Annotated in this window: 28 protein-coding genes and 1 pseudogene; 28 read left to right on the top strand and 1 reads right to left on the bottom strand. The window is 49.5% G+C overall.

What is annotated here, in order from left to right; genetic code table 11:
* Window positions 1-7 precede the first annotated feature (7 nt).
* The 28 genes and pseudogenes from H9L42_RS07530 (at window position 8) to H9L42_RS07665 (ending at window position 24,749) form a co-directional block, all read left to right on the top strand.
* A complete protein-coding gene (locus tag H9L42_RS07530) occupies window positions 8-487 on the top strand; it encodes a EutP/PduV family microcompartment system protein (protein ID WP_187302784.1) in 480 nt (159 codons plus the stop codon).
* 429 nt (window positions 488-916) lie between these two features.
* Entirely contained in the window at window positions 917-2,005 is a 1,089-nt protein-coding gene (locus H9L42_RS07535) for a hypothetical protein (RefSeq protein ID WP_187302785.1), read from the top strand.
* A gap of 4 nt (window positions 2,006-2,009) precedes the next feature.
* Window positions 2,010-2,276 carry a hypothetical protein gene (locus H9L42_RS07540; RefSeq protein ID WP_187302786.1) on the top strand — a complete coding sequence of 89 codons (267 nt, stop codon included), beginning with the start codon at window positions 2,010-2,012 and terminating at the stop codon, window positions 2,274-2,276.
* A 103-nt stretch (window positions 2,277-2,379) separates the two neighbouring features.
* Window positions 2,380-2,682, top strand: a complete 303-nt coding sequence (locus H9L42_RS07545) for a BMC domain-containing protein (protein ID WP_187302787.1) — start codon at window positions 2,380-2,382, stop codon at window positions 2,680-2,682.
* A 12-nt stretch (window positions 2,683-2,694) separates the two neighbouring features.
* Window positions 2,695-3,012, top strand: coding sequence for a BMC domain-containing protein (locus H9L42_RS07550; protein WP_187302788.1), 318 nt, complete (start codon window positions 2,695-2,697; stop codon window positions 3,010-3,012).
* Window positions 3,013-3,046: 34 nt separating this feature from the next.
* A complete protein-coding gene (locus H9L42_RS07555; protein ID WP_465270652.1) occupies window positions 3,047-4,555 on the top strand; it encodes an aldehyde dehydrogenase family protein in 1,509 nt (502 codons plus the stop codon).
* A gap of 72 nt (window positions 4,556-4,627) precedes the next feature.
* Window positions 4,628-7,231 carry a choline trimethylamine-lyase gene (cutC, locus tag H9L42_RS07560; protein WP_187302789.1) on the top strand — a complete coding sequence of 868 codons (2,604 nt, stop codon included), beginning with the start codon at window positions 4,628-4,630 and terminating at the stop codon, window positions 7,229-7,231.
* Window positions 7,232-7,330: 99 nt separating this feature from the next.
* On the top strand, window positions 7,331-8,284 hold the full coding sequence (gene cutD, locus H9L42_RS07565) for a choline TMA-lyase-activating enzyme (protein WP_187302790.1): 954 nt from the start codon (window positions 7,331-7,333) through the stop codon (window positions 8,282-8,284).
* Window positions 8,285-8,317: 33 nt separating this feature from the next.
* Window positions 8,318-8,662 (top strand): ethanolamine utilization microcompartment protein EutS, encoded by a 345-nt coding sequence (eutS, locus tag H9L42_RS07570; protein WP_465270653.1) that lies wholly within the window; start codon window positions 8,318-8,320, stop codon window positions 8,660-8,662.
* Window positions 8,659-9,105: a EutP/PduV family microcompartment system protein gene (locus H9L42_RS07575; protein WP_187302792.1), complete on the top strand. Its 447-nt coding sequence runs from the start codon at window positions 8,659-8,661 to the stop codon at window positions 9,103-9,105. Before eutS ends, H9L42_RS07575 begins: the two co-directional genes overlap by 4 nt.
* An 11-nt stretch (window positions 9,106-9,116) precedes the next feature.
* On the top strand, window positions 9,117-9,788 hold the full coding sequence (locus H9L42_RS07580; protein ID WP_187302793.1) for a hypothetical protein: 672 nt from the start codon (window positions 9,117-9,119) through the stop codon (window positions 9,786-9,788).
* A complete protein-coding gene (gene eutJ / locus H9L42_RS07585) occupies window positions 9,770-10,621 on the top strand; it encodes an ethanolamine utilization protein EutJ (protein WP_187302794.1) in 852 nt (283 codons plus the stop codon). Before H9L42_RS07580 ends, eutJ begins: the two co-directional genes overlap by 19 nt.
* Window position 10,622: 1 nt before the next feature.
* Window positions 10,623-10,928, top strand: a complete 306-nt coding sequence (locus tag H9L42_RS07590) for a BMC domain-containing protein (protein ID WP_187302795.1) — start codon at window positions 10,623-10,625, stop codon at window positions 10,926-10,928.
* On the top strand, window positions 10,922-11,188 hold the full coding sequence (locus H9L42_RS07595; RefSeq protein ID WP_187302796.1) for a EutN/CcmL family microcompartment protein: 267 nt from the start codon (window positions 10,922-10,924) through the stop codon (window positions 11,186-11,188). The genes H9L42_RS07590 and H9L42_RS07595 overlap by 7 nt, the downstream gene beginning before the upstream one ends.
* A 13-nt stretch (window positions 11,189-11,201) precedes the next feature.
* Complete coding sequence (locus H9L42_RS07600) at window positions 11,202-12,530, top strand: 4Fe-4S dicluster domain-containing protein (protein WP_187302797.1); 1,329 nt, start codon at window positions 11,202-11,204, stop codon at window positions 12,528-12,530.
* A 1-nt stretch (window position 12,531) separates the two neighbouring features.
* Entirely contained in the window at window positions 12,532-13,080 is a 549-nt protein-coding gene (locus tag H9L42_RS07605) for a BMC domain-containing protein (RefSeq protein WP_187302798.1), read from the top strand.
* A 74-nt stretch (window positions 13,081-13,154) separates the two neighbouring features.
* Complete coding sequence (locus H9L42_RS07610) at window positions 13,155-13,820, top strand: cupin domain-containing protein (RefSeq protein WP_187302799.1); 666 nt, start codon at window positions 13,155-13,157, stop codon at window positions 13,818-13,820.
* A 17-nt stretch (window positions 13,821-13,837) separates the two neighbouring features.
* Window positions 13,838-14,107: pseudogene (locus H9L42_RS17440) on the top strand (BMC domain-containing protein); the annotation flags it as partial.
* Between the two features lie 406 nt (window positions 14,108-14,513).
* Complete coding sequence (locus tag H9L42_RS07620) at window positions 14,514-16,202, top strand: acetaldehyde dehydrogenase (acetylating) (RefSeq protein ID WP_187302801.1); 1,689 nt, start codon at window positions 14,514-14,516, stop codon at window positions 16,200-16,202.
* Between the two features lies 1 nt (window position 16,203).
* Entirely contained in the window at window positions 16,204-16,860 is a 657-nt protein-coding gene (locus H9L42_RS07625) for a phosphate propanoyltransferase (RefSeq protein ID WP_187302802.1), read from the top strand.
* A 36-nt stretch (window positions 16,861-16,896) separates the two neighbouring features.
* Complete coding sequence (eutM, locus tag H9L42_RS07630; RefSeq protein ID WP_187302803.1) at window positions 16,897-17,187, top strand: ethanolamine utilization microcompartment protein EutM; 291 nt, start codon at window positions 16,897-16,899, stop codon at window positions 17,185-17,187.
* Between the two features lie 87 nt (window positions 17,188-17,274).
* Window positions 17,275-19,269 carry a carbon monoxide dehydrogenase gene (locus tag H9L42_RS07635; protein WP_243235705.1) on the top strand — a complete coding sequence of 665 codons (1,995 nt, stop codon included), beginning with the start codon at window positions 17,275-17,277 and terminating at the stop codon, window positions 19,267-19,269.
* A 26-nt stretch (window positions 19,270-19,295) separates the two neighbouring features.
* The gene (locus tag H9L42_RS07640; protein ID WP_187302804.1) at window positions 19,296-20,639 is read left to right on the top strand and encodes a [FeFe] hydrogenase, group A; all 1,344 of its coding nucleotides are present in this window, start codon (window positions 19,296-19,298) and stop codon (window positions 20,637-20,639) included.
* A 29-nt stretch (window positions 20,640-20,668) separates the two neighbouring features.
* On the top strand, window positions 20,669-20,992 hold the full coding sequence (locus tag H9L42_RS07645) for a DMT family transporter (RefSeq protein WP_187302805.1): 324 nt from the start codon (window positions 20,669-20,671) through the stop codon (window positions 20,990-20,992).
* Between the two features lie 14 nt (window positions 20,993-21,006).
* Window positions 21,007-22,134 (top strand): 1-propanol dehydrogenase PduQ, encoded by a 1,128-nt coding sequence (locus tag H9L42_RS07650; RefSeq protein ID WP_187302806.1) that lies wholly within the window; start codon window positions 21,007-21,009, stop codon window positions 22,132-22,134.
* A 167-nt stretch (window positions 22,135-22,301) separates the two neighbouring features.
* Window positions 22,302-22,988 carry a VanR-ABDEGLN family response regulator transcription factor gene (vanR, locus tag H9L42_RS07655; protein WP_187302807.1) on the top strand — a complete coding sequence of 229 codons (687 nt, stop codon included), beginning with the start codon at window positions 22,302-22,304 and terminating at the stop codon, window positions 22,986-22,988.
* Window positions 22,978-24,033, top strand: coding sequence for a sensor histidine kinase (locus H9L42_RS07660; protein WP_243235706.1), 1,056 nt, complete (start codon window positions 22,978-22,980; stop codon window positions 24,031-24,033). Before vanR ends, H9L42_RS07660 begins: the two co-directional genes overlap by 11 nt.
* Entirely contained in the window at window positions 24,030-24,749 is a 720-nt protein-coding gene (locus H9L42_RS07665; protein WP_187302808.1) for an alpha/beta fold hydrolase, read from the top strand. The genes H9L42_RS07660 and H9L42_RS07665 overlap by 4 nt, the downstream gene beginning before the upstream one ends.
* Here H9L42_RS07665 and H9L42_RS07670 read toward each other — a convergent pair.
* The gene (locus H9L42_RS07670) at window positions 24,664-25,407 is read right to left on the bottom strand and encodes an acyl-ACP thioesterase domain-containing protein (RefSeq protein ID WP_187302809.1); all 744 of its coding nucleotides are present in this window, start codon (window positions 25,405-25,407) and stop codon (window positions 24,664-24,666) included. The two genes, H9L42_RS07665 and H9L42_RS07670, sit on opposite strands and share 86 nt — an antisense overlap.
* Window positions 25,408-25,436: the final 29 nt, after the last annotated feature.

A 25,436-nucleotide genomic window follows, 5' to 3' on the forward strand; every position in this document is an offset into this window, starting at 1 on the left:
GCCCGCGATGCGAAAGATCATATTTATCGGACGCAGTGAAGCGGGAAAAACAACGCTTACCCAGGCATTAAAAGGGGAGACGATTACTTACCACAAGACCCAGTATGTGAATAATTATGACGTTATTATCGATACGCCGGGAGAGTACGCTGAAACAAAGACTTTGGGCGGAGCACTGGCAGTTTACTCTTACGAAGCAGATGTGGTAGGGTTGCTTTTAAGTTCGATTGAGCCTTTCTCCCTGTATCCGCCTAATATTACGACTCTGTGCAATCGGGAAGTAATTGGAATTGTAACCAAAATTGAACATCCCTTGGGGGACCCTGAGCAAGCCGCGGAGTGGCTGCGTCTTGCCGGCTGTGAAAAAATTTTTTTTGTAAGCGCCTATACGGGAGAAGGGCTGGCTGAGCTTCTGGAATATCTGAAAGAAGACGGAGACGTGCTCCCATGGGAAGAAGCCAAGGAGAAGGACGCGCAGGCATATTGAAACAAGGTGTTCCCTTAAGGGGAATGTTTGCGGAACCTTAAATTTAAGATGAATTGTATAAATTTAAAGACCAAATAAGGAACCGGAAGAGTTTTACTCTTTACCGGTGCCTTATTTTTTTGAAGGAATCAGGCTTCGGGAGCATTTGAGTAGAAGTGTCAGAAAAAAATAAAAAAACATAAATAACGAATGATTTTACATAGGGGAGCAGACAGGAGCGCGTAAGCCTGTGAATAGATTGTTAAAAAAATCGCTATTGACATTCCACTAAGAGGATAGGGTATACTTAAACCGAAATGGGGAACACTGCAAAGACTTCAAAACTTTGTTGATTTGGGGATTAGAGATTGTAGCATTTCGGCAATATTCAAATTGAATATATGCGGCAATTATCTAAAAAGTTTTAAGGCAAAGAAAGGAGCAACTTTTATGAGTGAGAGAGCTATGAGCGCGCCGGCCGGTGCGTTGGAAGCGAAACAGCAATTAGCGAAGTCATTCAGGATTAAAGGAATCTTTATTGGTGTTCTTTCCGGTTTCCTGTATGGCGGCTATACGGCATTTATGACACAGGGGATGGCTGAGGGCATCTGGGCTGACTGGTATGCGCCAACTGCCGCATTATCCGCGTTTGCCGGTACATACGTACTGAGCGCGGTAGGAGCGGCTACAAACGACATCTGTTCGGCAGTATGGTCTATTATCTATGCAGCTATCATTGGAAGATTAGGGGACTTCGGAAGATCCCTCCGGACAAAACCGGGAAAAATTCTGATTATCGCGGCGATTATCGGAGGTCCGCTTGCTTCTACGGCTTATGTAGTAGGTCTGCAGATGGCAGGTTCCATCATCATTCCGATTGCGGCGCTGAACGCGGCGATTGGAGCGATTATCGGAAGAATTATCTATAAACAGTCCCTGTCCGGCGGTATGATCGCGGGTATCGTAATCTGCTTTGGAGCTGCGGTTCTGATCGGCAGCACCGGCTTCACCGGCGATATGGGATTCAGCGGAACAACCATCATTGGTATTATCGCGGGTTTCTGCGCGGCGCTCGGCTGGGGTATCGAAGGCGCGGTTGGCGGCTACGCGTGCGCGATTGTTGACTATGAAGTCGCGATTGTAATCCGTCAGTGCACCTCCGGTCTGGTAAACGGCGTAATTCTTGTAAGCATTCTTTCCCTGATCGGCGGAGACGGAATCGGTTCCGGACTTGCTCTGGTAGGACAGGCTCTGACAGACGGACCTTCCATCTGGCTGTTCTTCATCGGCGGCGTGTTCGCGTCCTTCTCCTTTAAGTTCTGGTATAAGGGAGCATCCATGTGCGGCGCGGCTCTCGGCATGGGCTGCAACGGTACGTACGCGTTCTGGGGACCGTTCTGGTGCTTCATTATATGCGGTCTGGTATTCGGAACAGACGGATACGCAATCCCGTGGCAGGGATGGGTTGGCGCTGTTGTGATGGTAATCGGTATTATCACGCTGGCCATTGCTCAGGATAAGGCATCAAAGGAGGCATAAACGTATGAAACCTTTAAACATGGCGATCTTAAAATTCTTTACAAACGGACAGGAAGCCTGCAGGGCAGATGTGCAGAACGCGCTGAAAGATCAGTACAGCGGATTCAAAGCCTTTAAAGATAAGGCCATGGACGAAGCGCTGATGACTGCGGCATCCAACGGACTGATTGAGGAGAGCAGACTGGATCTGGATAAGGACGGAAATCTGATTATCTATTATAAGGCAAATGCAGACAGTATTGCTGTAATCAACGACTACGTAAAAGACTAGATAGTGGATTTCCGAACGAATAAATAAAAAATATCCTGTGCGGCAGCCCATGTGGATAGGGCTGCTGCACAGAATTTGCTGTAACTGGAAAGGAGAATCTCTTATGGCAAGGTATTATGCGGATGAAGCACTGGGACTTTTGGAGACAGTCGGAATGGTTCCTGCTCTTGAAGCGTGTGATAAGATGCTCAAGGCGGCGGAAGTGGAACTGATCTCCTATGAAAACGTAGGATCAACGCTGGTAACGATCATGATTAAGGGTGACGTCGCGGCGGTAAAAGCATCCATTAAAGCAGGGGCGGAAGCGGCTTCTGCCATTGGAAAGCTGACAGCGACAAAGGTAATACCGCGTCCGATCCGACCGATTGGCGATATCGTATCGATCTATGATATCGATGAACAGTAAGGAGGAGCGGAAATGGCAGTAAGAACAGAAGCATTAGGGTTGATCGAGACCTTTGGGATCGTATTTGTAATTGAAGCGGCCGACGCTATGTGCAAGGCGGCCGATGTAGAACTGATCGGATTTGAAAACACCGCGTCCGGATACATCTCCGTACTGGTGGAAGGCGATGTGGGCGCCTGCAAAACCGCAGTAGAAGCAGGGGTAAAGGCAGTAGAAGAGATGGGAACAGAAGTGTATAGTTCCGTTGTAATCGCAAGACCTCATGAGGATCTGAAAAAGATTACGGCGCTTTATGAACTTGACAAACTGCTTCCATATGAGAACATCTAATTGTTTTGGATAACGTAGAAAAGGAGAGAGACAAATGAGAATGAACATTATCGATCATGATTTGCTCTCCATTCAAGAAGCTCGCATTCTGGCGGAAAACGCTCTGGAAGCCCAGCGGACCCTGGCGACTTTTCCGCAGGAAAAGCTGGATGAGATTGTGGAACGGATGGCGGAAGAAATTTCGAAGCATTCGAAGGAATTGGCAGTTATGTCCAGCGAAGAGACCGATTATGGAAACTGGCAGGATAAGTACATAAAAAATAGGTTTGCCTGTGAGTACCTCCCGGCAAACTTGAAAGGAATGCGGTGTGTAGGTATCATTCATACGGATCAGGAAAAACAGATCATGGACGTAGGGGTTCCTATGGGGGTGATTGTAGGGCTTTGCCCGGCTACGAGTCCGGTGTCCACTACGATTTACAATGCGTTGATCGCGATTAAGGCAGGAAACGCCGTTATCTTTTCACCGCATCCGAGAGCAAAACAGTCCATTGCCAAGACTTTGGATATTATGATTCAGGCGGCGGAAGGGTATGGACTTCCGGAAGGCGCGCTGACATATCTTCATACGGTAACGCAGGCTGGTACGATTGAACTGATGAACCACAGCGCAACTTCTCTGATTATGAATACAGGTGTTCCGGCTATGTTGGAGGCAGCCTATCATTCCGGGAAACCGGTTATCTACGGTGGAACGGGAAACGGACCTGCGTTCATTGAGAGAACGGCAAATATCCGGCAAGCGGTACAGGACATTATCGCAAGCAAAACCTTTGATAATGGAGTAGCCTCCGCGGCCGAGCAGTCGATTGTAGTAGACAGCTGTATTGCGAATGAAGTGAGGACAGAACTGGAAGCGGCGGGAGCATACTTTATGCAGGAAGAAGAGGCGGACGCTCTGGGACGTATATTTTATTATCCGGATGGGAGCGCGAATCCGGAGATGGCGGGAAAAACAGCGAAAGAACTGGCAAAGAGAGCAGGGTTTCCTGTTCCTGAAAAAACCCGGGTACTGATTTCTCCGCAGAAATACGTGTCAGAAACAAATCCGTATTCGAAAGAAAAATTGTGTCCTGTACTGGCTTATTATATTGAAGATGACTGGATGCACGCCTGTGAAAAGTGTATTGAGTTGCTTCTTTCTGAGCGGCATGGACACACTTTGGTTATTCATTCCAATGATCCGGAAGTCATTCGCCAGTTCGCGCTGAAAAAACCGGTAGGCAGAATGTTGGTCAATACGCCGGCGGTATTTGGCAGTATGGGAGCGACGACGAATCTGTTTCCGGCTATGACTTTGGGAAGCGGATCAGCGGGAGACGGAATTACATCCGATAATGTCTCACCTATGAATCTAATCTATATTCGAAAGGTGGGATATGGGGTACGGCGGATTGAAGATATCAAAATGGGGATTCCCCAAAATGCCCAGCCCCAAAATCCGGAATGCTCCGAAGCTGTGAAGGAAAGCAGGCACAGTGAAAATGAAAATCTGCAAACGCTGCAGCAGCTTTTAAAGCAGGCACTCAGAAGCCTGACTTGAGAACTGAAGCGGCGGGTGCTCTGATATAAACCGTTATTGCAAAAGAATTAAGAAAGAAGAGAGGTAAGAGTTTTGGATATTCGTGAATTTTCAAATAAGCTCGCAGAAGCGACTAAAAACATGTCCGAAGAAGAACGCGCATCTCTGATGAAGATGTTTGAAACCGTAGCGGACGATGTTGCGAAAGTGACACCGCAGCAGGCGGAGGCGGCTCCACAGGCTCAGCCTTCCGGAGAACACCCGAAATATTATTCCTCCATCGCGGCGGCAACCACTCAGGTAGATGAAGATGGAGTTCCGGTAGGACCTACCGAAAGACTTGTAAAACTGAAAGAAAATTTCCTCAAGCAGGTACCGTCAATTACGACTTACCGCGCCAGAGCTGTAACGAAGATCACCAGGGAAAATCCGGGTATGCCGAAGATCCTGCTTCGCGCAAAGTGCTTCCGTTACTGCTGTGAAACAGCTCCCCTGGTTATCCAGGACAACGAGCTGATCGTCGGCGCGCCCAACGGAGCGCCTCGCGCGGGAGCTTTCTCCCCGGATATCGCGTGGAGATGGATGGTGGATGAAATTGACACCATCGGCGATCGTCCGCAGGACCCGTTCTATATTTCAGAGGAAGACAAGAAGGTAATGAGAGAAGAGCTGTTCCCGTTCTGGGAAGGCAAATCCGTTGACGAATACTGTGAGAGCCAGTACCGTGAAGCAGGCGTATGGGAGCTGTCCGGCGAATCCTTTGTTTCCGACTGTTCCTACCATGCCATCAACGGCGGCGGAGACTCTAACCCGGGTTATGATGTAATCCTCATGAAGAAGGGTATGATGGATATTCAGCAGGAAGCGAGAGATCATCTGGCTCAGCTGGATTATGAAAATCCGGAAGATCTGGATAAGATCTATTTCTATAAGTCCGTTATTGAGACGACAGAAGGAGTAATGGCTTATGCCAGAAGAATGTCTCAGTACGCGGCGGAGCTGGCAGCGAAGGAAAGCGATCCGAAGAGAAAGGCAGAGCTGCAGAAGATCTCCGAGATCAACGCCAAGGTACCGGCACACAAACCGGATACATTCTGGGAAGCCATTCAGGCGGTATTTACCGTAGAATCCCTGCTGCCGGTAGAAGAAAACCAGACCGGTATGTCCATCGGACGTGTAGACCAGTATATGTATCCGTACTACAAGGCAGACATTGATTCCGGACGTATGGACAACTTCCTGGCCTTTGAACTGGCAGGCTGCATGCTGATCAAGATGTCTGAAATGATGTGGATCACCAGTGAAGGCGGCTCCAAGTTCTTCGCCGGATATCAGCCTTTCGTAAACATGTGCGTCGGCGGTGTGACAAGATCCGGACAGGACGCGACAAACGAACTGACTTATCTGCTGATGGACGCGGTAAGGCACGTAAAGATTTATCAGCCGTCTCTGGCATGCCGTATCCATAACAAGTCGCCGCAGAAATACATGAAGAAGATCGTGGATGTTGTACGTTCCGGAATGGGATTCCCGGCATGCCACTTCGATGATACCCATATCAAGATGATGCTGGCCAAGGGCGTGTCCATTGAAGACGCCAGAGACTACTGCCTGATGGGCTGCGTAGAACCGCAGAAATCCGGAAGACTGTACCAGTGGACTTCCACTTCTTATACGCAGTGGCCGATCTGTATTGAGCTGGTTCTGAACCATGGCGTTCCCCTCTGGTACGGCAAACAGGTAACGCCGGATCTGGGTGACCTGGATCAGTATAAGACTTACGAACAGTTCGACGCGGCGGTAAAAGAGCAGATTAAATATATTACAAAGTGGACCGATGTGGCGACTGTAATTTCCCAGCGCGTTCACAGAGATCTGGCTCCAAAGCCTCTGATGTCCATCATGTTCGAGGGTTGTATGGAAAACGGAAAAGACGTTTCCGCAGGCGGAGCAATGTATAACTTCGGACCTGGAGTTGTATGGTCCGGACTGGCGACTTACGCGGACTCCATGGCGGCGATTAAAAAGCTGGTATTTGATGACAAAAAATATACATTAAAGCAGCTGAACGAAGCGCTGAAAGCAGACTTCGTAGGATATGAACAGGTGAAGGCGGACTGCCTTGCGGCGCCGAAGTATGGTAATGATGACGATTACGCAGACCTGATTGCGGCAGACCTGATCAACTTTACGGAAATGGAACACAGAAAGTACAAGACACTCTACTCTACACTGAGCCACGGAACTCTGTCCATCTCCAACAACACTCCGTTTGGTCAGATGACAGGCGCGTCCGCCAATGGACGTGCGGCATGGAGCCCGCTGTCCGATGGTATCAGCCCGACGCAGGGTGCGGACTTCAAGGGCCCGACTGCGATTATCAAATCCGTTTCCAAGCTGTCCAACGACAACATGAACATCGGACTGGTACACAACTTCAAGCTGATGGCAGGACTGCTGGATACTCCGGAAGGAGAAAACGGCCTGATTACGCTGCTGCGTACCGCATGCGCCTTCGGAAACGGTGAAATGCAGTTCAACTATATGGACAACAAGACGCTTATCGATGCGCAGAAGCATCCGGAACAGTACAAGGATCTGGTTGTCCGCGTAGCTGGATACAGCGCGTTCTTCAATGAACTGTGTAAGGATGTACAGGATGAAATCATCAGCAGAACAATGTTGACGAAATTCTAAAAAGCTGGGCATTAACCTATTATAGATTGCTGGCTGCGGGAGAAAATTCCTGCGGCCGGCAGATGAAAATAATGTGAATCAGAAGCAGGAGACAGATTCATGGCTAGCGACAACAATATGAATGTAATCGAAAGAAAGGCATTCATTTTCAACAGACAGAAATATAACATATATGACGGGCCAGGAGTCCGGACGCTCATTTTCTTTAAAGGGTGTCCTCTCCGTTGCAAATGGTGCTCCAATCCGGAGGGTCTGCAGCGGAAGTATCAGATTATGCTCAAGCCGACGTTCTGTGTGGGATGCGGCGCATGCGTTCCAGTATGTCCCGCGGGGCTGCACAGTATTTCGGCAGAAGGCGAACATCGGATCGACCGCAGCAAGGATTGTCTGGGATGCCATAAATGCACGGAGGCATGTCTGTACTCGGCGCTGGAAGTTGCCGGAGAACAGTGCAGCATTTCTGAGCTTCTGGAATATGTGGAAGAGGACAGAGCCTTTTATGAGCAATCAGGAGGAGGCGTTACGCTGGGCGGAGGTGAAGTAACATCTCAGCCGGAAGCGGCGATTAACCTGTTGATGGCATGTAAGCAGGAGGGGTTCCATACGGCAATCGAAACCTGCGGCTATACGAAGAAGGATACGATTTTGAAGTTTGCGGAGTTTGTTGATCTGTTCCTCTTTGATATCAAGCATATTGATCCTGACCGGCATTTTGAACTGACCGGCGTGCGAAACGAGATGATTCTGGAAAATCTGAAAGAACTTCTCCACCGCAGAAAGCATGTGAAAATCAGAATGCCGATGTTAAAGGACATCAACGACAGCGAAGCGGAAATCCGCGGCGTGATCGAATTTTTGATGCCATATAAAGATTATAAAAATTTTGAAGGAATCGACCTTTTACCTTATCATAAGCTGGGCGTTAATAAATATATCCAGCTGGGCATGGATTATCCGATTGAAGGCGATCCGAGCCTGAGCGATGAGGACTTGGATAGAATAGAAGGTTGGATCAAGGAATACGATTTCCCGGTTTCCGTTATTCGACACTAGAAACCAGGCAGAAAGGTGACAGCTATGGGAGTTATGAATGAAAAAACGATGGATCGCATCATACAAGAATCCGTACCTGGAAAACAGGTTACAATTGCCCATGTCATCGCCTCCCCCATGTCGGATATTTATGAACGGCTTGGGATCGACGACAAGGGTGCCATCGGAATTTTAACTTTATCCCCTTATGAGACTGCCATTATTGCCGCGGATATTGCTACGAAGACTGCGGATGTGGAAATCGGATTCCTGGACCGCTTTACCGGGTCCGTGGTGATTTCAGGGGACGTGCAGAGCGTGGAGACTGCCCTCAAGGCGGTAACGGATACACTCTGCAGTCTGCTGGACTTTACCACTGTTCCAATAACAAGGACATGAGAAAAAAAAGAATTGCAGTAGTTGGGCCCCGTGGGTGCGGAAAGACAACACTTGTCAATGCCATTAACGATTATGACGGACCTCTCCGGAGGACGCAGGATACGATATATGGACCGTACACCATTGATGTACCCAGCGCGTATATCGAAAATACCGATATGTACAAGCATATGATTGCGCTGGCGCAGGATGCGTGGTGCATCGTAGTAATGGTGGATCAGTCGAGATGCCCGGAAATCTATTCCCATGGATTTGTCAGAGCGTTTCGCTGTCCGGCGGTGGGAGTCATTAGTAAATGCGATCTGGCGCCGGAAAATGAATCAACGTGCATCCGGCAGTTAAAGAAGATTGGTGTACGGGAGCCTTATTTTAAAATCAGTGTCCCGAACGGCATTGGCATTGAGGAACTAAAACGTTATTTGTTTGAATTGAAAGGAAGGTAAGGGGGCTAAGAATGAAATTTATAACGGAAGAAGACTTACGAGACCTGTATAAAAGACAGCCCTTTACGAACTACGATCTGCAGCCTGGCGAAAGGTTGACTCCGGGAGCCAGACAATTTCTGGTTGATCGGGGAATCGACATGTATGACCGAAATGATCCTTTCACAGGCAAAAAAGAATCCGCTGTAAAAACGGAAGAACCCGATCCGGCTCCATTGGGAGAACGGAAGAAGAAAAAGTTTTGCAGCAGAGTGAAATCGCTGCAGGCACTGTTTCTGCTTACCGCGGAGGAACTCCTCCAAAGAGATGTGTGTATGGCGCAGCAGGTGACGGAGCTTTACCGGCAGTTTTCACACTTCGGAAAAGTCCCGGAAGGAACCTGCAGCGCTGGAAATCTGACCTGTAACGCGTGCAGCGGGATAAACAGTGATAATTTTGCGGAAAATCTCGGGGATTGTTTTGAAATAACCGAGTTCCATATGCAGATGGAGAAGGGCAGAGAAATGCTGCTGCTTGCCAGATTGCGCAGCGAACTGGAAGAACTGGAGCTTGATCTGGAAGACTTCCTGGAGGATGAGGGGCTGCGCGGACAGGTGGCAGGTGCCCTGAATCAGATTATCAATACGTTGTCTCAAATGATTTGCGGCGCATTAGGAGGAAAAGAATGTCAGAGAAACATGTAACCTTTGAATATTGTGATCAAATGGTCGCGGATTTTGAGAAAGCGATAAAACATCCCATTCGGGAAAAATCTTCGGTATATTACACAGGTGTGGATCTGGGAACCGCTTGTGTAGTGATCGCGGTGCTAGATGAAAACAGGCGTCCGGTAGCGGGAGCTTATCGCTATGCGGATGTCGTACGGGACGGCATGGTAGTTGATTATATCGGGGCAGTTCAGATCGTAAGAGAACTGAAAGAAGAGATAGAGGAAAAACTTGGGACAGAGCTTATTTACGCAGCGGGGGCGATTCCACCGGGGACGGACCTGCTGGATTCAGGGGCAGTTAAAAATGTCATTCAGGGAGCGGGTTTTGAACTGACAAACCTGCTGGATGAATCGACGGCAGCAAATGAAGTGCTGAAAATGAAAAACGGAGCAGTTGTTGATATCGGCGGCGGCACGACGGGAATTTCCGTTTTGAAAGACGGGAAAGTCGTGTATATAGCGGACGAGCCAACAGGAGGAACGCATTTTTCTCTGGTAATCTCCGGAGCGTATGGGAAAAGCTTTGAAGAAGCGGAACTTTACAAGCGGGAAGAGAAAAATCACAGAGAGTTGATGCCGGTTCTTCAGCCGGTGATTGAGAAAGTGTCTTCCATTATCAGTCAGCATATTAAAGACTTTGACGTTCAGGAGCTTTCTCTGGTAGGTGGAACCTGCTGTCTGACAGGTATTGAGGACGTTATTCAAAAGCGGACCGGAGTGTTTACTCATAAGCCGAAAAATCCGATGTTTGTGACGCCTCTGGGAATCGCTTTGAGCTGCGGACAGGAAGAAATGCAGGAGGCCTGATATGGAATTCAGAATCATTAAGGCACCTTCCCAGGGCGCGATTGATATCCTGATGCGGAGAAAAGGTTCCGCGAGAACCGAGACTCCACCATGTATGGAAGCAGTCGGTCTGGTACAGGGAAGAATGATCGAAATGGTTGTGGCCGCGGACATTGCGGAAAAAGCCGTAGGCGTTACAGTGGAAGATATTCGGGGAAGCTGCCCGCAGAATATGATTCTGCTCGCGATTTTCGGAGATACGGCTTCGGTGGAGTCGGCGCTCCGAGATATCAAGAATAAAGCGGAAGAGGGTATGGACATATGTTAACAGCAAGACTGGTGGATCATATCTGGTCTACGAGAAAGGCCGAGTCTTTGAACGGACTGAAGCTGATGCAGGCGGAAATCATCGGCGGAGGCAGCGAAGCGGGGCGCAGAATCATCGTGGTAGACATTATAAGCGCCGGAATCGGCGACAGGGTCATCGTTACAACGGGTTCTTCAGCCCGGCGCATGCTGGGAAACGATGATATCCCTGTGGACGCGGTTGTAGTTGGAATTATTGACGAAGACTGCGAGTTTGAGTAAAGGAGGTGCGAAGATGGGTCTTCTTGAACAGATAAAAGATGCCGGCATTATCGGTGCGGGCGGCGCGGGATTTCCTACTCACGCAAAGCTCACATCGGAAGCAGAATACATCCTTCTCAACGGAGCGGAGTGTGAACCTCTGCTGCGGGTAGACCAGCAGCTGATGGCCATGTATCCGGATGAGATCATCAGAGGATTTGAAGCGGCCGGCAGACTGGTGGGCGCAAAGAAGGCGCTGATCGGTATAAAAAAGAAACATAAGGAAGTCATTGAGCTATTAAAAGAGAGAATTCAGGCTCTGTCGATGGGAGATTATGTAGGAGTGCATGAACTTCCGGATATCTATCCTGCGGGTGACGAGCAGGTGCTGGTATACGAATTGACCGGCAGAGTGGTTCCGGAGACAGGCATTCCGATTCAGGTCGGATGCGTGGTTGTCAATTCCGAAACCGCGCTGAATATTTACAAAGCATCTCAGGGACAGCCGGTTACGGAAAAATACATTACCGTAGCAGGTGATATCCCGAACAGATTGACGGTAAAAGTTCCGGTGGGAACTCCGATTATGGATGTATTAAAACTTTCCGGAATTGAAGATTTTTCAGATTACGCGGTGATCGACGGAGGTCCGATGATGGGACCTGTAATGGCGGATATCGGCGGGTTTGTAACGAAGAAAAACAAAGGGTTTGTTATCCTGAAAAAAGATCATTTCCTGATTCGGAAAAAATCAGTTACGATGGAACAGGCAAAGAGAGTAAACAAAGCGACCTGCGAACAGTGCCGCATGTGTACGGATATGTGCCCGAGATATCTTCTGGGTCATAACATGCAGCCGCATAAGATGATGCGAGTTATGAACTATTCCATTGATGACCTGGAAGGACAGAAAATCGCGCAGCTCTGCTGCCAGTGCAATATGTGTGAACTGTTTGCGTGTCCGGCAGGGCTTCATCCGAAGATGGCAAATCTTTATTTCAAAGAAAAGCTGGCCGAGCAGAATATCCGTTATAAACCGGAAAAAACGGAATTTGAGGCGAGAAGCGTAAGACCGCTCCGTCTGGTTCCGAGCAAACGTCTGATTGCGAGACTGGGACTGAGATCCTTTGATCTCCCGGCTCCGATGACCGAATCAGGTCTGGTTCCTCAGACCATCCGGATTGCGACAAGACAGCATGTCGGTGCTCCGGCTGAACCGATTGTTTCCGCGGGGGCACAGGTTCAGGCAGGGCAGATGATCGGCAGAATTCCGGAAGGAAGTCTGGGTGCCGCGATTCATGCCAGCATTTCCGGAACCGTGTCTGAAGTGACGGCGGACTATATTGAGATAAGGAGGAACTGAGATGCAGAGAGCAATAGGAATGGTTGAATTTAACAGTATTGCCCGTGGCATTTACGCGGCAGACCAGATGGTAAAGATTTCGGAAGTTGAAATCGTAACTGCGGCGAGCACTTGTCCGGGAAAATATATCGCCATTGTCCATGGAGATGTGGCGGCTGTGGAAGATTCCGTTCAGATCGGAGAACGTATGGCAGAAGAGTTCTTCGTTGACTCTATCGTGATTCCAAATGTCGATCCGGGAGTGTTCCCGGCGATTACCGGAGCCACGATGCCGGAACGGATTCAGGCTGTAGGAATTATGGAATCCTTCTCCCTGGCAACAATGATTATCTGCGCGGATCAGATTCTGAAAGCCGCAGAGATTGAACCGATTGAACTGAGGCTGGGTAACGGGCTCGGCGGAAAAGCTTACTTCACCTATACCGGCGATGTGGCGGCTGTTCAGTCCGGTACTGCCGCGGGTCAGGCGATTGCGGAAGAAAAAGGGCTTCTCGTAAACGCGGAAGTAATTCCTTCTCCATCCGACAGGCTTGTGCCGTCTCTGCTGTAACAGCAGAAGGCGAAAGCATTTATATATAGAAGATTATTTCAGGATTGTACAAATAGATGAAAGGATGTGAAGCCATGAAAAAACTGATTTGTGCAAAAGAAGTCGAGGCTTTGGAAAAGCAGGGTCAGAAGGTCATGTATATTGATGACAATACGCTGATCACTCCGTCTGCCAAAGATGCGGCTGCTGCGTGCGGAATCGAATTTTCAACAGAAGCTCCGCCGGCGCCGACACCTCAAGCCTGTAACAGTGCGGCTGCACCGGCTGCGGCTCCGGCAGCTCCGGCTCAGAACGGAATTGACAGCGAGTTGATTTACAAAGCGCTGACCGCTCTGATGGAAAAAGGAGCGCTTGGTGACGTGCTGCAGCAGATTGGCTGCGAACAGCCCTACATTGCGGAAAAAGATCCGGACGGCCTTGTAAAGCTGGTACGCGGAAACACTGCAAAATGGGATGTTCTGGACACAGGAAATCCTGCGGACAAGGTGTTCTACAATGAACTGATTGGCGCGGATGACGGTTCGTCCATGAACGCGGGCTTTATGACGATTGAAAACTGCAGCTTCCCATGGGATGTAGCGTGCGAGGAAATCTACTATGTGGTAGACGGTACGCTGACGGTAGAAAAAGACGGAAAAGTCTATACCGCTCATCCGGGAGACGCGCTGTTCTTCCAGAACGGTGCGAAGCTGACCTTCGGATCTCCTGATAAAGTAAAAGTGTTCTACGCGACACATTAAGACAAGGAGGATAACCGATGGAAGCACTCGGAATGATTGAAACAAAAGGTCTGCTGGCGTCTATCGAGAGTGCGGATGCCATGCTGAAGGCAGCGGAAGTAAGGCTTCTCGAACGAACCTTCGTAGGAGGAGGACTTGTAACAATTACCGTGACCGGCGATGTAGCGGCTGTAAAAGCGTCGGTAGACGCAGGCGCGGCGGCGGTTACGAGAATCGGGGAAGAACTTCTTGTTTCCCAGCATGTAATTCCAAGACCTCACAGTGAACTGGGAGAGACGATCCTGCCGCCGACTCCGATTTCAGAGCGCAGAAAAGAAATGCCGGAACCGGAAGAAGAGCCGGAACCGGATGTAGAGCTTAGAGAAGAGGCTGAACAGCCGGAGCCGGAGGAGACCGCGAAGTCAGAGGAAGAAACAGCACCGGCCGATAATGATCCGGATCTGAAAACAGATGTCGCGGAAATGCACAAAGAAGATATGGATCGCCTGGTAGAAAAAGCAGGACTTGATAAAGCAATAGAAACCATTGAAAAATGCAGAGTAGTAAAACTGAGGAATCTGGCAAGAGAGTATGACGACTTTGGTATCACAGGCAGAATGGTATCGAAGGCCAACAAAATGGAATTGCTGGAGGAGTTCAGAAAGTACTACAGTCAAAAATAAAGAGAAACAATAAAAAAAGGAGGTGCCACATATGGAAAATATGGATTATGATCTGCGGTCTGTGCAGGAAGTCAGAAATCTGGCCCGGCTGGGACAGATCGCGACCGAACAGATTGCAAACTACAATGAAGAACAGATTGACAAAATTATCCGCAACATGGTTCGGGTGGCAGAGGCAAACGCGGTCATGCTGGCTCAGATGGCAGTAGAGGAAACGGGATTTGGTAAGGTTGAGGACAAGACATACAAGAACCATATGGCTTCTACACTGCTGTACGATTCTATTAAAGATATGAAAACAATCGGAATTGTGAACGAAGATCCGGTGGCAAGAACAATGGATGTCGCGGATCCGGTCGGACTCCTGATGGGAATTGTGCCTTCCACAAATCCGACTTCCACAACAATTTTTAAATCGATTATCGCGCTTAAGGCGAGAAACGCGATTGTATTTTCACCGCATCCTTCCGCTGCGAAATGTACGCAGAAGGCAGCGGAGCTGATGTACGAGGCAGCGGTAGAAGCAGGTGCTCCGGCAAACATCATCGGATGCATTTCCATGCCGTCCATGCCTGCGACAAATGAACTGATGCACAGTAAAGAAGTAAAAATGATTATCGCCACCGGTGGTCCGGGAATGGTAAAAGCTTCCTACAGCGCGGGAAAACCGGCTCTGGGCGTAGGCGCGGGAAACTCCCCTGCTTACATTGAACGGACCGCGAATGTTCAGCAGGCGGTTACCAATATTATCGCAAGTAAGACCTTCGACTACGGCACAATCTGTGCTTCCGAACAGTCCATCATCTGTGAAGAATGTAATAAAGACGCGGTTATCGCGGAACTGAAGAGACAGGGCGGATACTTCATGACGCCGGAAGAAACAGACAAAGTCTGCAAGCTGCTCTTCAAAAACGGCGGACACAGCATGAACGCTAAGTTCGTAGGAAGATCTCCGTTCCGGATTGCCACTGCGGCAGGAATTACGATTCCGGAAGACACGAAAGTGCTCATCGGACCTCAGGGCGGAGTTGGCGATGGTTACCCGCTTTCCTATGAAAAACTGACAACTGTTCTGGCATTCTATGTAGTAAAAGACTGGCACGAAGCTTGCGAACTGAGCATCGAGCTTCTGCAGAACGGAATCGGACATACGATGAGTCTGCATACGGAAGACAGAAACGTTGTAATGGAATTTACAAGAAAACCGGCTTCCAGAATCCTGGTAAATACCGGAAGCAGCATGGGCGGTACAGGAGCGAGCACCGGACTTCTGCCATCCTTTACACTGGGATGCGGAACATGGGGCGGCAGCTCGGTTTCCGAAAATGTAAGTCCGCTGCACCTGATCAATATGAAGAAGGTTGCTTACGGAATTAAGAATTGCTCCACACTGGCGGCAGACGATCCGACTTTCAATCATCCGGAACTGGCAGGATGCGCGACAGGCGGATGCGCACCGGCGACAGCGACATCAAGCTGCGGAAGACCGGTACCGGTTCCCCCGGCAGCGCCGACTTCTGCTCCGAACTGCGGCAGCACGGCAAAATATTTGTCACCTGCTGAATATCAGAACGGAAACAACAGCGGCATTACTTACAGCGCGTGCTGCGGAGGCAGCACAGCGGCGGCACAGGCTCCGGTCGCAAGTGACCAGCCGATTGACAAGGCAGCGCTTACAGATATGATTAATGAGCTGGTAAAAGCGATGAAGGGAGAATAAGATGGCAAATCCAAACTATGAGGCTGTTTTGAAACTGCTCTTAGAAGCAGTCCAGTCAGGGAACCAGACAGCACAGCCCGCTGGCCAGCCGGATGGAATTCCGGTAGGAGTTTCAAACCGGCACCTGCACCTTTCGCAGGCAGATTTGGATACGCTGTTTGGCGCAGGCTATCAGCTGACCCCGATTAAAGATTTATCACAGCCGGGACAGTTCGCCTGTAAAGAGACTGTTACCATCTGCGGTCCGAAAGGCGCGATTGAAAAGGTTCGTGTTCTGGGACCGGTTCGCAGCAAGACCCAGGTGGAAATCCTGACAGGTGACGGTTACAAACTGGGAGTTACCGCGCCGGCGAGATTATCCGGAGATCTGGCGGGAACACCGGGAATTACGATTGTAGGCCCGAAAGGATCCGTACAGACCAGCGAAGGCCTGATCGTGGCTCAGAGACACATTCATATGACACCGCAGGATGCCGCGAATTACGGCGTGCATGACGGACAGATTGTTGATATAATTGTAGAAGGTCCGAGAGGCGGTACTTACGCGAATGTAGCTATCCGGGCAAACGACGCGTCAGCTTTGGAATGTCACGTAGACACGGAAGAAGCCAACGCTATGAGTATTAATTCGTTATCAAAAATTAAAATTAAAAAATAAAGTTAAAATTTAAAATTTCTTTAGGAGGAAAAAAAGATGACTAAGTATGATGCACTGGGAATGATCGAAACAAAAGGTTTAGTAGGTTCTATCGAGGCTGCCGATGCTATGGTAAAGGCTGCGAATGTTTACCTGATTGGTAAAGAACATGTAGGCGGCGGACTGGTAACTGTAATGGTAAGAGGAGACGTTGGAGCTGTTAAGGCTGCGACAGACGCAGGCGCTGCTGCTGCTCAGAGAGTCGGCGAACTGATTTCTGTTCACGTAATCCCTCGTCCTCATGCGGAAGTGGAAGATATCCTTCCTCATAAAAGCGAAGAAAAATAAGGGATTGATGTAAACGAGAGTGCGGGGTGGATTGCAAGATCCACCCTTTGCATTTTCGGATCCTTGAGGGAACAGGGAGGTCAAAGAATGGAAAACAGAAAAATGATCTGTCCGGACGCGGATCCGGTGCTGGCATCCTTTATCGAAGGTTTGGATGTGGATACTTCGCATCACAGGATGGTAAATCAGCAGAATAAATGCGGATATGGACTTCAGGGTGTCTGCTGCAGGCTGTGCTCCAACGGACCGTGCCGCCTTTCTCCCGCGAGACCAAAAGGGGTATGCGGAGCGGACGCGGATACCATTGCGGCAAGGAATTTCCTGCGCAGCGTAGCGGCTGGTTCAGGCTGTTACATTCATGTTGTGGAAAACGCGGCAAAGCAGCTGGAGAAGGCGGCGAAAGAAAAAGCGCCGCTGAAAAGTGGCGCGGCGCTCTCCAGACTGGCAGAGGCGCTGCAGATTACAGGAAGAGACGACTGGGAAAAAGCGGAAAAGATCGCCCAGGCGGTAAAGGAGGATCTGTATCGCCCGGTTGATGAAAAGATGGAACTGGTTGAAAAAATCGGTTATCCGGCGAGAGTGGAAACCTGGAAAAAGCTCGGCATCCTTCCGGGAGGGGCCAAGGATGAGATTTTCAACGCGGTTGTGAAAACATCCACCAACCTGAATTCGGATCCGGTAAACATGCTGATGCAGTGTCTGCGGCTTGGGATTTCCACCGGGGTATACGGGCTGGTTCTGACGAATCTGATTAACGACATTCTCATGGGAGAAGGGGAAATCGGGTTTGATCCGGTTGGAATGAATGTAATCGATCCGGAGTGTATTAATATTATGGTTACCGGCCATCAGCACGCGCTGTTCAGTGATCTGGAAGCATATCTGGCATCGGACGAAGTGCGGAAAATGGCGGAGGAAGCCGGAGCAAAGGCGGTAAAGATTGTAGGCTGTACCTGCGTAGGTCAGGACTTCCAGCTGAGAAAAGCGTCAGGCTGTGATGTGTTCTGCGGCCACGCGGGAAACAACTATACCAGTGAAGCGGTTCTTGCGACAGGCTGCATCGATCTGGTGGTTTCCGAATTTAACTGTACGCTTCCGGGAATTGAACCCATCTGCGACAGCCTGCAGATTCCGCAGGTTTGCATCGACGATGTGGCAAAGAAGGCAAACGCGGAGTATGATCCGTATCAGTATGAAAGGCGGCGCGAGATCAGTCAGAACATTGTATCTAAGGCGCTGGCTTCTTATCGGATTCGCGGTACAAGAGGACAGGGTCAGGATTTGCTGAAGCGTTTCAGCAATGCCTTCAGCGGATTATCATCTGCCCGGATGGAGCCTTCCGATCTGCAGAACGCGCTGGAGTCTCTGATTGCCCCGCAGGGCGGACGGAGCAACCCGATGGCGCAGCATGGTCACATGGAAGCAATTACCGGCGTGACGGAAGTAACGCTGAAGAGCTTTTTAGGTGGTAATTATTCCGCACTGATCAATCTGATCAAAGAGGGAAAAATCAAGGGTATCGCGGGGATTGTCGGATGTTCGAATCTTCGTGCCAAGGGTCATGACGTTTACACGGTGGAACTTGCGAAGGAAATGATTAAGAGGGACATTCTGGTTCTTTCCGCGGGCTGTACCTGCGGCGGTCTGGAAAATTGCGGACTTATGAGCAGAGAGGCAGCGGAGCTGGCGGGCCCGGGACTGAAAGAGGTCTGCAAAGCGCTGGGAATTCCGCCTGTGCTGAATTTCGGCCCATGTCTTGCGATTGGCCGTATGGAACTGGTGGCAGGAGATATTGCGCGTGAATTGGGAGTGGATATCCCACAGCTTCCGGTTGTGATTTCCGCGCCGCAGTGGCTGGAAGAACAGGCGCTTGCTGACGGAGCATTTGCCTTGGCGTTAGGATTTACCCTTCATCTGGGACTGCCGCCGTTTGTAACTGGAAGTCCGGTGATTCTGGATGTTCTGACGAAGCAGATGAAAGACCTGACCGGCGGATGCCTGATGGTAGATACGGATGTGGAATCTTCAGCTAAGGCACTGGAACAGGTGATTATAGAAAAGCGGAAAGGCCTTGGACTTTAAACGGAAAGGAGTGCATTGCAATGCAAATGGAAAACTATGAGCGCTGTATTTCCGTGTCAGAAAGCAATCCTGCGATTGTCAAAGACGCGCAGCTTTGTGTAGAGTGCGGGCACTGCCTTGCTGTATGCCAGGAAGAGATCGGAGTCGCGGGAAGGCGTATGGTTCCTCCGGGAGGAGAAACCGCGCAGTCCTGCATTAACTGCGGCCAGTGCAGCGCCAGCTGTCCGGAGCAGTCGCTCCAGGTAAAATCAGAAGTGGAACTGGTAAAGGTCGCGATTCGGGATCCGGAAAAAGTGGTTGTATTTTCCACTTCACCGTCCGTTCGTGTGGGACTTGGGGATGCCTTTACGGATAAACCGGGCACCTATGTGGAAGGCAAGATGGTAGCGGCGCTGAAAGCGCTGGGAGCCGATTATGTGTTTGACGTTACGTTTTCCGCGGATCTGACGATTATTGAAGAAGGCTGCGAGCTTTTGCAGCGGATTCTGACAAACAGCGGGCCGCTCCCGCAGTTTACAAGCTGCTGTCCGGCGTGGGTGAAGTTTGTGGAAACCTATTATCCGGACAAGCTTCCGCATATTTCTTCCGCGAAAAGTCCGATCGGCATGCAGGGAGCGACGATTAAGACTTATTTCGCCGCGAAACAGGGGCTGGATCCGAGACGCATCGTGACGGTCAATGTAACGCCCTGCACGGCAAAAAAAGCGGAAATCCGCAGACCGGAACTGAATGACGCCGGAGAACTTCTGGGGTGCCCGGAAATGCGGGATAACGACTATGTAATCACCACGAAAGAACTGGCGCAGTGGATGCGGGAAGAACAGGTTGATTTTGAAAGTCTTACGGATCAGGACTTTGATTCTCTGCTCGGCAAGGGCAGCGGAGCGGGCGTGATTTTCGGAAATACAGGCGGCGTTATGGAAGCGGCGCTTCGTATGGCGTACCGCAGTCTGACCGGCAGGGAAGCGGACGGAAAACTCCTGCGTTTTGAGGATGTAAGAGGAATGAAGGGCATCAAGGAAGCTTCTGTTGAAATCGGGGACGCAACCATTCGCGTCGCGGTTATTTACGGAACCGCCAATGCCGCGAAATTTTTAGAGGGCGATATCTCCCGTTATCACTTTGTGGAAGTTATGACCTGTCCGGGCGGATGCATCAGCGGAGCCGGGCAGCCGCAGATGAACTGTATTCCGGTCGTTGATCCGATACGCGTGAGCCGGATTGGCAGCATGTATGCGGAAGATGAGAAGATGACGCTTCGCAACTCCATGGACAATCCGGAGATCCAGCGGGTTTATCAGGAATTTTATCAGAAGCCGCTGGGCGAGCTGTCAGAGAAGCTCTTGCATACCGTTTATCATAAACGCTAGAATAAAACAGAGGAGGAGAGTTACCCGTAATGTACAACTTATATTTAGCAATCGCAATTGCAGGGGAGCTGCTGGGAACATCGTTTATAAAGGCGACAGAGGGCTTTACGAAACTATGGCCCTCTGTGATTACGATTCTATCTTACGCAATCTGCTTTTACAGCTTTGCCAAGGCGCTGGAGCACATCAATCTGAGTTTTGCTTACGCATTGTGGTCCGGTCTCGGAATCGTAGTCTCTACGCTGATTTCCGTCTTTGTTTTTAAAGAGGGGATTACGCCGGGCGCTGTTGTGGGAATTGTTCTCATTCTGGCTGGAGTTGTAATTTTGAATATTTTCGGTACGTCACACTAAGGGGAGAAGGTAACATGAGAGAATTCAGTATTCAAACACACGTATTTTTTGGAGAAAACGCGCTGGGAAGGCTTGAGGAAATCCAGAATAAGAGTGTGCTGATTGTATGCGACAAATTTATTGTGGAATCAGGAGTCGCGGATAAAATCAAAGCGCGGCTCGCCTCCTGCCAGGTATTTGTTTTCAGTGATATTGTTCCGGATCCGCCGGTTGAAGTTGTAGCGGACGGTATTAAATGCCTTGCGGAATGTAAGGCGGAAGTCATGATTGCCATAGGAGGAGGCTCTGCCATTGACGCGGCGAAGGCGATCCGGGAACTGGCGCGCCAGATGAATTATGTGGACGTTGATGAATGTTACGCGATTCCGACCACCAGCGGAACCGGATCGGAAGTAACAAAGTTCTCGGTCATTACCAATGCGCAGGAGGGGGTGAAGTATCCTCTTGTCAGCCAGTCTCTGCAGCCGATGGTGGCAATCCTGGATCCGGAACTGGTAGAAACGGTGCCACCCGCCATTACGGCGGATACCGGAATGGACGCGCTGACCCACGCGCTGGAAGCCTATGTGTCTACGGAGGCGACAGACTTTACGGACGCTCTGGCGGAAAAAGCGGCGACGCTCCTGTTCCGCTTCCTTCCGCAGGCATACAAAGACGGAGCGGATCTGACAGCGAGGGAAAAGGTACACAACGCCGCCTGCCTGGCAGGAATGGCGTTTAATACGGCAGGTCTTGGAATCTGCCACAGTATCGCCCATACCATCGGAGGAAAATTTCATATTTCCCATGGCAGAAGCAACGCCCTGGTCCTGCCTTATGTAATGGAGTTTAACGCGAATACAGACGCTTCCGAAAAGACCGTGTGCGCGCGGAAATATCAGCGTATGGCAAAGCTTGTGGGGCTGCCTTACGCGAATACACAGACAGCTGTAAACAGCCTGATCCGCAGAATCCGGGAGATGGAAAATGTTTTTGGCATTCCGGACAGTCTGAAAAAACTGGATATCAAAGTGGAAGATGTCCTTGCGGTAAAGGATGATATGATTCAGGCGGCGCTGGCTGATACCTGCACGGCTACGAATCCGCGGAAGGCGGATGCCGCGGATATTGAGACGATTTTAGGAAAAGTGACACCGTTATAGACCCTTACAGTAGAAGCCCTGCTTTCTCTTGTCAGAAAGCGGGGCTTTTCGTATAATACAGATAGATGCAAGTTCTTAAGTTTTGATTAATCTTTCTTAAAATCGGGTGAAAAGCCGCGGCGCGGCCTGTAAAATGGGATCAGAGGTGAAAATAAATGGAGAAGGAAATGAACTTATTAGTTGTGGATGATGAAAAAGAAATCGCGGATTTGCTGGAACTGTATCTGAAAAATGACGGTTATCAGGTATTCAAATTTTATCGGGGGAAGCCTGCTCTGGAGTGTGTGGAATCCGAGAAGGTGGATCTGGCAATTTTGGACATTATGCTCCCGGATATAGATGGACTGGAAATTTGCAGAAAGATCCGGGAAAGCCATACGTTCCCGATCATTATGCTGACCGCCAAAGGAGAAGAACTGGACAAGGTGACCGGCCTTGCCATGGGGGCGGATGATTATATTACAAAGCCCTTCACCCCTCTGGAAGTGGTGGCGCGGGTAAAAGCGCAGCTTCGTCGCTCTACCCAGTATAATACAGGAGGACAGGAAGAGAATGTCCTTACGATTCGGGGCTTGTTTTTAAATAAGGATACCCATGAGTGCCGGCTCAATGAGGAACCGGTGGATCTGACGCCTACCGAATTCGCGATTTTATGGACTCTGGCGGAAAATCAAGGCAGAGTGATTACCTCAGAGGAACTTTTTAATCAGGTATGGCAGGAAAAGTATTTTGAGAACAGCAATAATACGGTTATGGTGCATGTGCGGCATATCCGCCAGAAACTGAAGGATTCCGCGGAACGCCCGAAGTATATCAAGACGATCTGGGGAGTGGGATATAAAATTGAGAAATAAAAATATCGTAATTGTAAAGATTGTGATTATCGGTGTTGTAATTGCCTTTGCGGGAATTTTTCTGGCGCATTTTATTGATCTGTTCGGAAACGGAATTTTCAGAGAGTGGTTTTACAGCCGCTTTATCAAACGTATCCCGGCAGACGGCACAGAATATCCGGTCTTTTATAACTGGGCGGATTTTAAAAATTTTATTATCGGCGTTATGATCGCTGTTCTGGTGATCGTCAGCGCGATTATTGTACTGATTATGAATTATACCAACAGTCGGAAATCCCAGGAAATGAAAAATACCATTGAAGCGCAGCGACTGAGGGCGCAGCGTCATGAACAGCTGCTGCAGATGGAATCTCAGCGCAAGAGCGATCTGATTACCTATCTGGCCCACGACATGCGTACGCCCCTGGCATCCATCATCGGATATCTGAGCCTGCTGGATGAGGTTCCGGAAATGCCGGCTGATCAGAGGGCAAAATATGTGGGGATCACTTTGGATAAAGCATATCGGCTGGAACAGCTAACGGAAGAGTTTTTTGAAATTACGAGATTTAATCTTCAGACAATTGTTATCAATAAACAAAAGCTGGATCTTGGCTTGCTGCTGCAGCAGATGGCGGATGAATTCTATCCTCTGTTGGAACCGGATAGAAAAAGTATTCATGTTGAGACGCCAGAAACACTTTTTTATAAAGGTGACGGAGATAAACTGGCTCGTGTTTTCAACAATATCATTAAAAACGCCGTATCTTATAGTTATCCGGATACAGAGATTGCGATAAAGGCAAGCCAGGAAGTCTCAATGGTTTTGGTCGAAGTAGTCAGCCATGGGGACCCGATTCCAGAGCGCCAGCAGAAACTGATCTTTGAAAAGTTTTTCCGTCTGGATTCTTCCAGATCTACGAAAACAGGCGGCGCGGGTCTGGGCCTTGCAATTGCCAAAGAAATTGTGGACGCTCACGGCGGTTCGATTTCAGTAAAGAGCGACGAGCAGCAGACAGTGTTTACCGTTAGTCTGCCTGTGGAGCAGAAAGGAAACGGGAAATGATTCTGGCAGTTGGAGCAGTAGAGCTGTTTTATGAAAAACAGGGAAAGGGGCGCCCTTTGATTCTGCTCCATGGAAATGGAGAGGATCATCACATCTTCGATGAAAGTGTCGACGCTCTGGCAAAAGAATGGACGGTTTATCGGCCTGATTCCAGAGGGCATGGTCAGAGCAGTCCGGTTCGGGAGTTCCACTACCAGGATATGGCGGAGGATATTATCAGCATGATAGAAGAGCTGCAGTTGGTCCGGCCGTGTCTTTACGGCTTTAGCGACGGAGGAATTACCGGTCTTCTTATTGCCGCTCAGAGACCGGATCTGCTGTCCGGTCTTATTATCAGCGGCGCCAATCTGAATCCGAAAGGTTTAAAAAGGTTTCCGCTATGGATGTACCGCGCTGCCTGGTTTTTCTCCCGCTCGCCAAAGCTGCGCCTCATGTTGACAGAGCCCAATCTTTCGCAGGAGGATCTGGCGAGGATTTCCGTTCCGGTCTGGGTGACTGCCGGCCAGCGGGATGTGATCCGAAAGGAGCATACAAAGCGGATCGCGGAGGCGATCCCGGTGAGCGGACTGCGAATTGCGCAGGGAGAAAGCCACAGCTCCTATGTTCTCCGAGGCAGTACGTTTCTGCCTATTATTCAGGAAGGTCTCTGCTTTGTGAGGCAGCGCGAAACTCTACGTTGGCAAAAATCCGCCCATGGGGATCCTGAAGAGAAATGAGCCAGATGCCCGGTTCCGGATGATAGCGGACTGGAAGGATGGTATCTTCATAACGGGCGCCGGTTTTATATTCAATGCGGCAGGTATGAAATATAAACCCGTTAGGAATATATTCCTGGGCAACGTCCAGATAACGGGCGTTATTCATATGATGATTGTGGTCGATATAATAATGGTAAACAGGAGCCGCGGGAAAGATTTTTTCCGGGTTTTCTTTTGGCAGAGAAACTTTGCGTGGGAGATAATGCATCCCTTCAAATTTATCATCCGTCGTTATGGTCCGAAGGATTTCCTTGGGCATAATGGTTGAACCGCCCTTGTTCATGTTCACGAAAGCTCCGCCAGCATAGCTGGAAATCAGAAGCTCCTCTTTGTCATTATAGATCATGGTATTTCGAAATCCGTAAGAAGTACGAAGGTGGTAAATGGATGTCCGTATCAGAAGCCTGTCTCCATAATGGGCGGGTTTGATAAGATTGATTTGCCTGGAAATAAGGAACATGGTAATATTGTGGGACACAAAGTAGTTTGTCAGCTCTTTTTCACTGTCCAGTTGAAAACAGCAGCAGTCCTGCATAAAATCGACAGCAGCCGAAAGGCGCATTTCTCCATTTGTGTTCATATGGCTGCTGCCGACAGTTCGTTCGATTTGATACATGATAATGATTGCCTCCCTGCCTTTTGGTA

Origin of the sequence: Zhenpiania hominis, from assembly GCF_014333425.1 — a bacterium.
In the GTDB taxonomy this organism is placed as follows: domain Bacteria; phylum Bacillota; class Clostridia; order Peptostreptococcales; family Anaerovoracaceae; genus Hominibacterium; species Hominibacterium hominis.